8 protein-coding genes and 2 rRNA genes (1 of these 10 only partly in view) are annotated in these 12,918 nt (G+C 56.0%); 9 read left to right on the forward strand and 1 reads right to left on the reverse strand.

Translation table 11 applies throughout. From position 1 onward, the window contains the following. The 9 genes from N7220_RS15395 to mltG form a co-directional block, all read left to right on the forward strand. Positions 1–2,809, forward strand: a 23S ribosomal RNA gene (locus N7220_RS15395); it begins 83 nt to the left of the window's first position. A 214-nt stretch (positions 2,810–3,023) separates the two neighbouring features. After that, positions 3,024–3,137: ribosomal RNA gene (gene rrf, locus N7220_RS15400) — 5S ribosomal RNA — on the forward strand. 176 nt (positions 3,138–3,313) lie between these two features. Further along, positions 3,314–4,429 (forward strand): chorismate synthase, encoded by a 1,116-nt coding sequence (gene aroC, locus N7220_RS15405; protein ID WP_283148403.1) that lies wholly within the window; start codon positions 3,314–3,316, stop codon positions 4,427–4,429. 23 nt (positions 4,430–4,452) lie between these two features. After that, positions 4,453–5,109 (forward strand): DUF4136 domain-containing protein, encoded by a 657-nt coding sequence (locus N7220_RS15410; RefSeq protein ID WP_283148404.1) that lies wholly within the window; start codon positions 4,453–4,455, stop codon positions 5,107–5,109. Positions 5,110–5,172: 63 nt separating this feature from the next. Continuing rightward, complete coding sequence (hpnD, locus tag N7220_RS15415) at positions 5,173–6,009, forward strand: presqualene diphosphate synthase HpnD (RefSeq protein WP_283148405.1); 837 nt, start codon at positions 5,173–5,175, stop codon at positions 6,007–6,009. A gap of 16 nt (positions 6,010–6,025) precedes the next feature. After that, the gene (gene hpnE, locus N7220_RS15420; RefSeq protein ID WP_283148406.1) at positions 6,026–7,330 is read left to right on the forward strand and encodes a hydroxysqualene dehydroxylase HpnE; all 1,305 of its coding nucleotides are present in this window, start codon (positions 6,026–6,028) and stop codon (positions 7,328–7,330) included. A 2-nt stretch (positions 7,331–7,332) separates the two neighbouring features. After that, complete coding sequence (locus N7220_RS15425; RefSeq protein ID WP_283148407.1) at positions 7,333–8,088, forward strand: SDR family NAD(P)-dependent oxidoreductase; 756 nt, start codon at positions 7,333–7,335, stop codon at positions 8,086–8,088. A gap of 277 nt (positions 8,089–8,365) precedes the next feature. After that, entirely contained in the window at positions 8,366–10,333 is a 1,968-nt protein-coding gene (gene yoaA, locus N7220_RS15430) for a DNA repair helicase YoaA (protein WP_283148408.1), read from the forward strand. Further along, positions 10,293–11,372 (forward strand): endolytic transglycosylase MltG, encoded by a 1,080-nt coding sequence (mltG, locus tag N7220_RS15435; RefSeq protein ID WP_283148409.1) that lies wholly within the window; start codon positions 10,293–10,295, stop codon positions 11,370–11,372. Before yoaA ends, mltG begins: the two co-directional genes overlap by 41 nt. A gap of 734 nt (positions 11,373–12,106) precedes the next feature. Here the strand turns inward: mltG and N7220_RS15440 are convergent. Beyond that, complete coding sequence (locus N7220_RS15440) at positions 12,107–12,907, reverse strand: amino acid ABC transporter permease (RefSeq protein ID WP_283148410.1); 801 nt, start codon at positions 12,905–12,907, stop codon at positions 12,107–12,109. Between the last annotated feature and the right edge of the window lie 11 nt (positions 12,908–12,918).

Consider the following 12,918-nt stretch of genomic DNA (forward strand, 5'->3'; position numbering starts at 1 on the left):
AGCTGGCAAACGAGCTTTGATCCGTAGATGTCCGAATGGGGAAACCCGGCCCTTTTGGGTCATCCATGACTGAATACATAGGTCATGAGAAGCGAACGCAGCGAACTGAAACATCTAAGTAGCTGCAGGAAAAGAAATCAACCGAGATTCCGGAAGTAGTGGCGAGCGAAACCGGAAGAGCCTGCATGTGATAGCAGTACTCTTAGTGGAACGGCATGGAAAGGCCGGCGACAGTGGGTGATAGCCCCGTACACGAAAAGAGAATTGTGGTACTGAGCATGCGACAAGTAAGGCGGGACACGAGAAATCCTGTCCGAAGACGGGGGGACCATCCTCCAAGGCTAAATACTCGTGATCGACCGATAGTGAACCAGTACCGTGAGGGAAAGGCGAAAAGAACCCCGGGAGGGGAGTGAAATAGAACCTGAAACCGGATGCATACAAACAGTGGGAGCCTCTGAAAATGGGGTGACTGCGTACCTTTTGTATAATGGGTCAGCGACTTACGTTCAGTAGCAAGCTTAACCGCATAGGGGAGGCGCAGGGAAACCGAGTCCGAACAGGGCGCACAGTTGCTGGGCGTAGACCCGAAACCAGGTGATCTATCCATGGCCAGGATGAAGGTGCGGTAACACGCACTGGAGGTCCGAACCCACTGATGTTGCAAAATCAGGGGATGAGCTGTGGATAGGGGTGAAAGGCTAAACAAACCTGGAAATAGCTGGTTCTCCCCGAAAACTATTTAGGTAGTGCCTCAGGTATTACTGACGGGGGTAAAGCACTGTTATGGCTAGGGGGTCATCGCGACTTACCAAACCATGGCAAACTCTGAATACCGTCAAGTATCAGCCTGGGAGACAGACAGCGGGTGCTAACGTCCGTTGTCAAGAGGGAAACAACCCAGACCGCCGTCTAAGGTCCCAAATGACATGTTAAGTGGAAAACGAGGTGGGAAGGCACAGACAGCCAGGATGTTGGCTTAGAAGCAGCCATCATTTAAAGAAAGCGTAATAGCTCACTGGTCGAGTCGTCCTGCGCGGAAGATGTAACGGGGCTCAAACATGTAACCGAAGACGCGGATGTGCAATTTATTGCACGTGGTAGGGGAGCGTTCCGTAGGCCTGTGAAGGTGCATTGTAAAGTGTGCTGGAGGTATCGGAAGTGCGAATGCTGACATGAGTAGCGTTAAAACGGGTGAAAAGCCCGTTCGCCGTAAGCCCAAGGTTTCCTGCGCAACGTTCATCGGCGCAGGGTGAGTCGGCCCCTAAGGCGAGGCTGAAAAGCGTAGTCGATGGGAAACAGGTTAATATTCCTGTACTTTGTATTGGTGCGATGTGGGGACGGAGAAGGGTAGGTCAGCCGGGTGTTGGATGTCCCGGTTCAAGCGTGTAGGTGTGGGGATTAGGCAAATCCGGTCCCCTTTAACACTGAGGCGTGATAACGAGGTCTTCGGACCGAAGTGATTGATCCCATGCTTCCAGGAAAAGCCACTAAGCTTCAGCCAATACGGAACCGTACCGCAAACCGACACTGGTGGGCAGGATGAGAATTCCAAGGCGCTTGAGAGAACTCAGGAGAAGGAACTCGGCAAATTGACACCGTAACTTCGGGAGAAGGTGTGCCTCTGTAGCGTGAAGCGACTTGCTCGTGGAGCGTGAAGAGGTTGCAGTGAAAAGGTGGCTGCGACTGTTTATCAAAAACACAGCACTCTGCCAAGACGAAAGTCGACGTATAGGGTGTGACGCCTGCCCGGTGCTGGAAGGTTAAGTGATGGGGTGCAAGCTCTTGATCGAAGCCCCAGTAAACGGCGGCCGTAACTATAACGGTCCTAAGGTAGCGAAATTCCTTGTCGGGTAAGTTCCGACCCGCACGAATGGCGTAACGATGGCCACACTGTCTCCTCCTGAGACTCAGCGAAGTTGAAGTGTTTGTGAAGATGCAATCTCCCCGCTGCTAGACGGAAAGACCCCGTGAACCTTTACTGTAGCTTTACATTGGACTTTGAAGTGGTTTGTGTAGGATAGGTGGGAGGCTATGAAGCATGGACGCTAGTTCGTGTGGAGCCAACCTTGAAATACCACCCTGACCCCTTTGAGGTTCTAACCTTGGTCCGTTATCCGGATCGGGGACCGTGTATGGTAGGCAGTTTGACTGGGGCGGTCTCCTCCCAAAGTGTAACGGAGGAGCTCGAAGGTCACCTAGGTACGGTCGGACATCGTACTGATAGTGTAATGGCACAAGGTGGCTTGACTGCGAGACTGACAAGTCGAGCAGGTGCGAAAGCAGGACATAGTGATCCGGTGGTTCTGAATGGAAGGGCCATCGCTCAACGGATAAAAGGTACTCCGGGGATAACAGGCTGATTCCGCCCAAGAGTTCACATCGACGGCGGAGTTTGGCACCTCGATGTCGGCTCATCACATCCTGGGGCTGTAGCCGGTCCCAAGGGTATGGCTGTTCGCCATTTAAAGTGGTACGTGAGCTGGGTTCAAAACGTCGTGAGACAGTTTGGTCCCTATCTGCAGTGGGCGCTGGAAATTTGAGGGGGGGCTGCTCCTAGTACGAGAGGACCGGAGTGGACGCATCTCTGGTGTACCGGTTATCACGCCAGTGGTATCGCCGGGTAGCTAAATGCGGAAGAGATAAGCGCTGAAAGCATCTAAGCGCGAAACTTGCCCCGAGATGAGATTTCCCTGGGAACTTGATTCCCCTGAAGGGTCGTTGGAGACCACAACGTTGATAGGTCAGGTGTGGAAGCGCAGTAATGCGTTAAGCTAACTGATACTAATTGCCCGTGAGGCTTGATCCTATAACCTGAGCGTTGTTTCGGGTTGTGTTGGTGACGAGCTCGAACAGAAGTACGAAAGTACGAATCAACCCCAAGTAATACGATACGAACGAATTGAGTCGGTGGTGGGTCAGGGTGAAAACCGGACCGGCCACGCTAAACAGCAGGCTTTGCCTGCAGCTTCTTCCAGAATCAGAGCAGCGACGAATAACAGTCGTGACTCTAACCAGTTACGTCTGGCGACCATAGCGAGTTGGCCCCACGCCTTCCCATCCCGAACAGGACCGTGAAACGACTTAGCGCCGATGATAGTGCGGATTACCCGTGTGAAAGTAGGTCATTGCCAGACACCCCTTTGAACGCCCGGACAGGAACCTGTACCGGGCGTTTTGCTTTGCACCGTCAGGCAGGGCAGGAGCCTGCAGGTCGATACGGCTACGCTGCCCGCCATCATGTTAAAATCGAACTCTTTCTCAAGTTTCAGACGGCGCGGTCCGATCTGAGCGCGCAGCTCCAGGAGTTACGATGTCCGGCAATTCGTTTGGTTTGCTCTTCAGCGTCAGTTCTTTTGGTGAATCACACGGCCCGGCAATTGGCTGCGTGATTGACGGGTGCCCTCCTGGGCTGGAGATATCCGAGGCTGATATCCAGCTTGAACTGGATCGCCGCAAACCCGGCACTTCCCGCCACGTAACCCAACGCAAAGAGCCGGATACCGTCGAGATCTTGTCGGGTGTGTTTGAGGGTAAAACCACCGGTACACCGATTGCCTTGCTGATCCGCAACCAGGACCAGCGCAGTCAGGATTACGGCAAGATCGTCGAAACCTTCCGCCCAGGTCACGCTGATTACACCTACTGGCACAAATACGGTATCCGCGATTATCGCGGTGGTGGCCGTTCTTCTGCGCGTGAAACTGCTGTGCGCGTTGCGGCAGGTGCAGTGGCCAAGAAGTGGCTGAAAGAGAAGTTTGGGGTGGTGATTCGTGGCTATATGAGCCAGCTGGGCGAAATCGAGATTCCGTTTGAAAGTTGGGATCAGGTGAGCGACAACACCTTCTTTGCGCCGAACAACGCCATTGTGCCGCAGCTCGAAGCTTATATGGACCAGATCCGTAGCGAACGTGATTCGGTCGGCGCCAAGATCACCGTGGTCGCTGAGCAAGTGCCGGTGGGATTGGGCGAGCCGGTATACGACCGCCTGGACGCCGATATTGCCTACGCCATGATGGGTATCAACGCGGTAAAGGGCGTGGAAGTCGGAGCTGGCTTTGATAGCGTGGCCCAGCGAGGGTCAGTCCACAGCGATGAGCTAACTCCCGAAGGGTTTGCCAGCAACCATGCAGGTGGCGTACTGGGCGGGATTTCCACCGGTCAGGACATCGTCGTCAATCTGGCCGTGAAGCCGACATCCAGCATCGCGCAAGAGCGTCGTTCGATTGATAAAGCGGGCAATCCGGTCATGATGGCAACAACTGGCCGCCACGATCCGTGCGTCGGTATCCGCGCCACGCCGATTGCCGAGGCAATGCTGGCTTTGGTGTTGATCGATCATGCCCTGCGTAATCGCGCGCAATGCGCCGATGTTGAAGTCAGCACTCCGCGTATTCCCGGCTCAATTGGTGGTGCCGCAACGCGTTAATCACCCTGCGAGAGGTGTATCAGATGAAACGCTATTCACTGATCTGGCTGGTACTGCTGTTGGGTGTGTTGGCAGGGTGCGCCACGCAGCCACCGCAGTTTGTGGCTCAGGTCACGGTCCGGCACACCCTCGCCAGTGATGTCGCTGGCAAACGCTTTGCGTTCTCACACACCGTTTCGCAATCGCAAAGCCTACTGGATAAAACTGCCGAACAGGACGTAGCCGATCAGTTGACGGTGGCAGGTCTGATTCCCGCCGACAACCCGCAACAGGCCGATTGGCTGGTTTCGCTAAGCTACGGTGTCGACAATGGACAGATTGTCGTTACTCAGGAGCCGGTCTGGGGCACCGTGGGTTATGGCGTGTTCTACGATTGGTATTCCACGCCAGGCGGGCGGGTTTACGTGCCCCGATATTATGATCAACCGGGCATCGTGGGTACGCAGTCGATCCAGAGCACGGTGTTTACACGCTTTTTGGCGGTAGATATCACGGATCGCAAATTGCTGGAGCAAGGGCGGTTTGCCAAGTTGTATGAAGGCAAGGCGGTAAATCGCTCGGCCAGTCAGGATCTGGATTGGGCGTTGCCTTGGTTATCGCGCTCGTTGTTTCAGAGCTTTCCCGGATTTTCTGGCACCACCAATACCGTGCGTTTGATATTGCCACCTGCGCAAAAATAAGCGCGCCAGCAAGGTTGGGCGCTTTTCGCTACAATTGCGCCAACTTTTGCCGGACATCAACTTGTGACGCCAGATCAGTATTGCGAAGATAAAGCGGCCCAGAGTGGCTCCAGTTTCTATTACAGCTTTCGCTTTTTGCCGTTGACCCAACGTCGCGCCATTACCGCGCTCTATGCGTTTTGCCGCGAAGTCGACGACGTGGTCGATGAAACCCACGACGAGGGTGTCGCTCGCACCACGCTGAATTGGTGGCGTAATGAAGTCGACAATCTTTATGCGGGTTCTCCGCAGCATCCAGTGACTCGCGCCTTGTTGCCAGCAATCAAAGAGTACGATCTGGCACGCGAGTTGTTTCTGGAAGTCATCGACGGTATGGAGATGGATCTCGATACCGCGCGTTATGCCTCTTTCAAAGATCTGCAACTCTACTGCTATCGCGTGGCGTCGGTCGTCGGCCAAATGGCTGCGCAGATTTTCGGTTACTCGGATCGCAAAACGCTCAAGTATGCACACGACTTGGGGCTGGCGTTTCAACTGACCAATATCATTCGCGATGTCGGTGAAGATGCCCGCCGCGGACGGATTTACCTGCCGGTAGATGAGCTGCAGAAATTCAACGTACCAGCCGCGGATATTCTCAACTTCCGCGAAACAGACGAGTTCCGTGCGTTGATGGAATTCCAGATTCAGCGTGCCGAACAATATTACGCCACCGCCATTGGCGAATTGCCGCCGGTGGATCGCAAGCGCCAGCGTACTGGCCTGGTGATGGCGGCAATTTATCGGGCCACGCTGGAAGAAATCAAACGCGACGGCGTCACCAAAGTGCTGAACCAGCGCCTGAGCCTGACACCGATTCGCAAATTGTGGCTGGCCTGGCGAACTTGGTGGATCGGTTGATCCGCATCGTTCTGAAATGACATCACTGAATATAGCGGTCATCGGCGGCGGATATGCGGGCATGGCGGCCGCAGTGGAACTGGCAGCGCAGGGCATGCAGGTTGCCGTGTTCGAGGCCGGCCCGGTACTGGGTGGCCGTGCGCGCAAAATAAATATCGATGGGCGTGATCTCGATAACGGTCAGCATCTATTGATTGGCGGCTATACCACCTTGCTCGGTCTGATGGACCAGGTGGGCGTGAACCGCAGCGCAGCGCTGTTGAGTACCGCGCTGGATTTGCGCGTGTTGCCAGACTTTCATTTGCGCTGCCCGGATTGGCCTGCTCCTCTGCACCTGCTTGGCGGTTTGCTCGGTGTGCAAGGGCTGGCTTGGCCGGCGCGGCTGGCATTGATACTGGCTATCACCAGAGTCCGGCTGGCGGGTTGGCGGCTAGCTAGTGATACCACCGTGCAGGACTGGCTGGTAAGCCAGAAGCAGCCCGCAGCATTAATCGAGCAATTCTGGAAGCCATTGACCGTTGCGGCGTTGAACACGCCGATTGAAGCGGCGTCAGCGCAGGTGTTGCTCAATACCCTTCGCGATAGCCTGGGCGGTGGGCGAGCGGCCTCCAGATTGCTGTTCCCGAAGGTGGATTTTTCGGCTCTTTTTCCTGAGCCAGCTGCCGAGTTCGTCCAGAACCGTGGTGGTTCGGTGCATGTGGCTTGCGCGGTAAACAGCCTGCAACAGCGCAATGGGCAATGGTGGCTTAATGACCAGACCACATCATTTGATGGCGTGGTGGTTGCGCTGCCACCGCACCGGCTGAGCATGATTGCGGGGCCGGGCGCGGATCACCCGCTGGCTGAATGGGCGAATGTTATTGCGGATTGGGAATTCCAGCCGATTGTGACGCTCTATTACCAATACCCGGCAGAAATTGCATTGCCGCAACCGATGGTGGGGTGCTCAGGTGGTTTGTGCCAATGGGTGTTTGATCGCAATCAAACCCACGGTGAAGCTGGTTTGATAGCGGTGGTGCTCTCGGCCAAAGGCATGCACAGTGGCTGGTCGCAGGCGGAGCTTGCCGACAAAGTTGCCGCCGAATTGACCGATAGTTTTGGCTGGCCGGCACCACAGTGGCAGCGCGTGATCAGCGAAAAACGCGCCACGTTTGCCTGCACTCCCGATCTGGTTCGCCCGCCGAATGCAACGAGTGATGCGTCACTTTGGCTGGCAGGGGATTACACGGTTTCAGATTATCCGGCCACGCTGGAAGGCGCGGTCAGAAGTGGTTTGCAAGCGGCGCGCGGTATTGCGGCTGCTTTGAAAAAAGGATCGTAAGAATGGATTGGAAAACCGCACAGCCCGCAGCGGGCGATTTCAAAGACCGCGTCATTCTGGTGACGGGAGCAGGGCAGGGTATCGGCCAGGCCGCAGCTTTGGCGTTGGCCCAGGCTGGTGCAACTGTGGTGCTGATGGGCCGCAATGAGAAAAAGCTGGCCAAGGTCTATGACGCGATCGAGGCGGCGGGCGGGCCACGTCCTGCCGCTGTGCCGATGGATTTGGCCAAGGCCGGGGAAGCCGAACTGACTCAGCTGGGTGTGGTGCTCAACAAGGAGTTCGGCCGTCTGGATGGCATCCTGCATGCTGCCAATGGCTTTGCGCATCTGTCGCCGCTGTCCAATCAAAAGCTGGATGAGTGGATGGAGCAGTTCCGAGTGAATGTGGCGGCCCCTTTTGCCATGACCCGCGCGCTACTGCCGCTGCTGGCGGCGGCGCCAGATGCGTCGGTACTGGTGTTGGGCGAAACCCACGGACTGGACCCTAAAGCCTATTGGGGTGGTTATGCCGTCTCCAAGGCCGGTCAGCAAACGTGGGTCAAAATTGCGGCGGATGAGTGGGACAATCAAGAGAACTTGCGCATTAATTTGCTGGTGCCAGGTCCGATCCATTCACCGTTCCGCACTAAAACCCATCCCGCAGAAGCCTGGTCTACCTTGCCAGAAATTGCCGCCATCGTGCCCTCGCTGTTGTATTGGCTCGGCCCGCAGAGTCGTGGGCAAAGCGGGAAGGTTTTGCGCTTCAATGAGCTTGCCTAAGCAAGTAACCTAATGTAAATATTTACAGTGTGGGAACTGTGCAACAATCTGGTACTCTCACTACCAGACTACTTGACATTAGTTGCCAAGGCAGTGCCGGTCCTCCAACCGGTTGGGGTGAGCACCCCACATAGCGTCTCCTTCTTATTTGGCTGATGGGCCCCGGTAAAACGGGGCTTTTTTTTGCCTGCTGATCCCGCGATTTTTTTGATGCCCCTGGCGCGCGATAACCCGCCGCGACTGGTAAAATTGCGCGTTAACCCCACCGCAGACCTTCATGGACCTGGAATCTCTCTTTGCAACGGACGGCCCCTTTGCGCAAGCCTTCCCTGGCTACAAGCTGCGTCAGCAGCAGCTGGAGATGGCCCTCGCCGTGCAGTCAGCGATTGAGGAAAAAGGCCAGCTGATTGCGGAAGCGGGTACGGGCACAGGGAAGACCTTTGCCTATCTGGTGCCGGCGATTCTGGATGGTGGCAAAGTGATTGTCTCCACTGGCACCAAGACGCTGCAGGATCAGCTGTTTCAGCGCGATATCCCGCTGGTCCGCGACGTAATGCGCGTGCCGGTCACTGTGGCCTTGCTCAAGGGGCGCGCCAACTATGTTTGCCATTACCACCTTGAGCGCGCCAAACATGAAGGCCGTTTCCTGCGTAAAGAAGATATCGCGGATCTGCGGCTGGTCGAGCGCTATGCCAAGGTAACGCAGTCCGGCGACAAGGCGGGCTGCGCTGGCGTGCCGGAAGACGCGCCGATTTGGCCTTATGTAACGTCCACGCGTGATAACTGCCTGGGTAGTGATTGCCCCAATCACAAGGATTGTTTCGTCCTCAAGGCCCGCAAAGAGGCGCAGGAAGCCGATGTGGTGGTGGTTAATCACCACCTGTTCTTTGCGGATGTCTGGCTGCGCGATGAAGGGGCGGGCGAGTTACTCCCGGCCTGCAACACCGTTATTTTCGACGAGGCGCATCAATTGCCGGAAGTCGCAAGCCTGTTCTTTGGCGAGACGGTGACCAGCGGCCAATTGATTGAAATTGCCCGCGATGCGCGCAGCGAAGGGTTGGTGATTGCCAAGGACTTCGTCAAATTGCCGCAGGCGGCCGAAGCGCTGGAAAAATCCGTACGTGATTTCCGTCTGATATTCAAACCGGAACCGGGGCGTTTTCCCCTGCACCAGGTCAGCGAAATGCCGGGCTTTGCCGAGGCTCTGGCGATCATGCTCGAGTGCCTGACCACGCTGCAAACCCTGCTGGCCGCGCAGGCCGAGCGGGCCGAGTCGCTAGAGAATGCCGCCCGGCGTGCACACGAATTGCGTGAGACGCTGTTGCATTGGCAAGCTGGCGACGATGAAGAGGCCGTGCACTGGATCGATATCCTGTCGCATGGCTTTATGCTGCATGCCACGCCGTTGAATATCGCCAAGGTGTTCCAGAAGCAACTGCGTGCCAATCCACGCGCGTGGATTTTTGCCTCTGCCACATTGGCCGTAAATGGCAAATTCACTCATTACCAACATGAACTGGGTCTGTGGGATGCACAGACCGGGTCGTGGGATAGCCCGTTCGATTACAAAAATCAGGCGGTGCTTTACGTGCCGCCGAATATGCCTGATGCCAATACTCCCGGCTTTACCGCCAAGGTGGTCGAGCGGGCATGGCCGTTGCTGCAGTTGACCCAAGGGCACGCCTTCTTGCTGTTCACCTCGCTGCGGGCCATGCGTGAGGCGCATGAACTGGTTACCGCCTTACTGAAAGAGCACAACCTGGATTGGCCGGTGTTGCTGCAAGGTCAGGGATCACGCACCGAGCTGCTAGATCAGTTCCGCCGCGCCCCTAATGCCATCTTGGTGGCCAGCCAGACCTTCTGGGAAGGTATCGACGTCAAGGGTCAGCAGTTGTCGCTGGTCGTCATCGACAAATTGCCGTTCTCACCGCCGGATGACCCGGTACTGGCGGCGCGGATTGAACAAATGAACAAAGAAGGGCGCAGTGCCTTTGTCGACTACCAGATTCCGCATGCCGCAATTGCCCTGAAGCAGGGGGCAGGTCGCCTGATTCGTGACGAAACCGACACCGGTATCCTGATGATCTGCGACACGCGGCTGGTCGACAAGCCTTATGGCAAACTGCTGTGGAAAAGCCTGCCACCGATGTATCGCACCCGCGAGTTAGACACCGTTAAACGTTTCTTTGAAGCCAAACGCAACCATGCCACGCAGCAAGCCCAGCCGCTCGATCAAGACCAATAACAAGCCCGTTTCCCGTTCTGGCCGAGTGTTCGGGCTGATTTTGCTGCTTCTGCTCATCGGGGCAGTGCTGGCAGGGATTCTGGCCTACAACGTGGTCAGTGCGCCGCAACCGCAGCAAACGCCGCTGGACTTCGAACTGGAGCCCGGCAGTGGCCGCAAGGTGGCCGAGCAGTTGCAGGCGCAAGGGGTGATCGAGTCGCCGCTTGAGTTCCGGCTATTGGCTCGTTTGACCGGGGCCGAGCGCAAACTCAAGGCGGGCAGCTATACCTTGACCCAGCCGATCAGTCTGCTGGATCTGTTGCGCAAGCTCACGGACGGCGATACCGCCATGTTGTCGTTCACGCTGGTGGAAGGCGCGAATTGGCGCACGCTGCGCACCGCGCTGGATGCCAATCCGGACTTGCGCCACGAGACCCAAAATATGAGCGACAGCGACTTGCTGGCAGCGCTCAAGATTGATGCATCCAGTCCGGAAGGGCAGTTTTTCCCGGACACTTACCATGTGGATCGTGGTAGTTCTGACCTGAAACTGCTGGTTCGTGCGCACGAGCGGATGCAAAAGAAACTGGATGCGGCCTGGCAAAAGCGCGCGCCCGACTTGTCTTTGAAAAGCCCGTACGAAGCGCTGATCATGGCTTCGCTAGTTGAGAAAGAAACCGGGCATGCGCCGGACCGCCCCATGGTGGCGGGCGTCTTTCTGAACCGCCTCAAAACCGGCATGCGTCTGCAGACTGATCCGAGCGTGATTTATGGCTTGGGCACCAGTTACAACGGCAGTTTGCGCAAGTCCGATCTTGAGGCGGATACACCCTGGAATACCTACACTCGTGCTGGCCTGCCGCCCACGCCTATCGCCAATCCAGGCGAGGCTGCCTTGCTGGCAGCGGTGCAACCCGCCAACACTCGCGCGCTGTACTTTGTATCGCGCGGCGATGGCAGCTCGCAATTCTCGGAAAATCTGTCCGAGCATAATGCGGCAGTGCGAAAGTACATTCTGAGCGCTCCTGCCAAGCCCGCTGCGGCTTCGATCTCCCCTTAATCCATTCGGATTTTGCATTTGCGACCGCCTGCGGGATGGTTGCAAATGCGAATGTAGTTAAATTTTTCACACTACCAAAAAGTGCTTGCCTTTTTATCTGCGCCAGGCAAAAATCTCGTCCATGTTTTGCGTTGCAGCATCTGCCTTCGTAATCTTCGTTTTGCTTGTGCTGTACTGGATTACCACTATTGAAGTTTGTTGTCTGGTAGCTGAAACTGGCTCTGGCATTGACTCTCAAGCTGATGGTGGCGTGAGGTCCAGATGTGGATAGCCATATGGCATCCAGCGACGCGTGGTTTTTCGGTGTATGTCGGGTCGATTTAAGGCAAGTGGATTGTAGCTTTTAATTGTCGATCACAATGAAATGATCGATTTTTTTCGGCTTGCAGATGTAGCATCTTTATTTCTATTACAGATGGCGCTATTTGCCGCTGAAGATGCGATCGCATTGCATGGTTTGTTGAGTTATTTACCGGAGTAATTTGAGTACGCTACTTCGGGTTACTGGTTTACGCAGCAACGGGGTTGTCGACCGCGCTGGTAATGATGGAGCACGACTGTTTCCTGTCCTACCGATTTTGGCTTGGCACGGCCGAATCGGGAATTCGGAGCCACAACCTCAGGGTTGTGGCTTTTTTTTATCCAGCATCTGCCTGTGCCACATGAACCCCTTAAACAAAAAAACCTGCGAGTTGCAGGTTTTTTTGTTGGTACAACAAGAACAAGTCGTAGCCTTACTGGATGCCGCCACTTGCCAGGAAGCGCTTCTCCAACTTGTGCACGCCGGTGGCCATGACCATGGTCAGCACCAGATACACCAGCGAGATGGTGATATAAGGCTCCCAGAAGCGCGAGTAAACACCCGCAACGGTGCGCGCAGCGTAGGCTAGCTCGGCCAGACCGATGGCCGACACCAGCGAGCTATCCTTGAGCAGCATGATGGCTTCGTTGCCTAGTGGCGGCAGCATGCGACGAAACGCCTGTGGTACCACCACATGGCGCATGGTTTGCCAGTAATCCATACCCAGCGAGCGGGAAGCCTCGGTCTGCCCACGTGCGATGGATTGAATCCCGGCGCGAAAAATTTCGGTGATATAGGCGCCGGCATTCAGAGTCAGGGCCACCAGGCCAGACATGAATGCACCGTAATCCTGGCGCAGCATCATGGCGCGATCGCCGCTAATCAAAATGCCGTCGGTAGGGTGGACCAGCAGAGGCATGACCGCAAAGTGGATCAGCATGATCTGCACAAACAGGGGGGTGCCGCGAAAGAAGGTGACGTAGGCCGTGGCAGGCCAGCGCGCAAAAATTCGTAAAGGCCATTTCCATGGGCCGTGGGTCACATTGGACAGGCGGGCCATCCCGGCAAACAGCCCGATCAAAGTACCAAAAAACACCGCAAACACGGTGATCAACAGTGTCATCTGGGCGCCGTCGATAAACATCTGCCGGTATTCCCAGATCATCTGCAGACGAAAGTGTTCAAGCGGCGGCACTGCGTGTTGCACCTGTTCCCAGAATTGGTTGAAGTCCATGTTGTGTTATC

It is taken from the genome of Silvimonas soli (genome assembly GCF_030035605.1).
Taxonomy (GTDB): domain Bacteria; phylum Pseudomonadota; class Gammaproteobacteria; order Burkholderiales; family Chitinibacteraceae; genus Silvimonas; species Silvimonas soli.

Coding starts and splice junctions, on each gene's coding strand:
- hpnE (WP_283148406.1), top strand. CDS start 6,026: ATGACATCACTGAATATAGCGGTCATCGGCGGCGGATATGCGGGCATG.
- aroC (WP_283148403.1), top strand. CDS start 3,314: ATGTCCGGCAATTCGTTTGGTTTGCTCTTCAGCGTCAGTTCTTTTGGT.
- mltG (WP_283148409.1), top strand. CDS start 10,293: ATGCCACGCAGCAAGCCCAGCCGCTCGATCAAGACCAATAACAAGCCC.
- N7220_RS15425 (WP_283148407.1), top strand. CDS start 7,333: ATGGATTGGAAAACCGCACAGCCCGCAGCGGGCGATTTCAAAGACCGC.
- N7220_RS15440 (WP_283148410.1), bottom strand. CDS start 12,907: ATGGACTTCAACCAATTCTGGGAACAGGTGCAACACGCAGTGCCGCCG.
- yoaA (WP_283148408.1), top strand. CDS start 8,366: ATGGACCTGGAATCTCTCTTTGCAACGGACGGCCCCTTTGCGCAAGCC.
- N7220_RS15410 (WP_283148404.1), top strand. CDS start 4,453: ATGAAACGCTATTCACTGATCTGGCTGGTACTGCTGTTGGGTGTGTTG.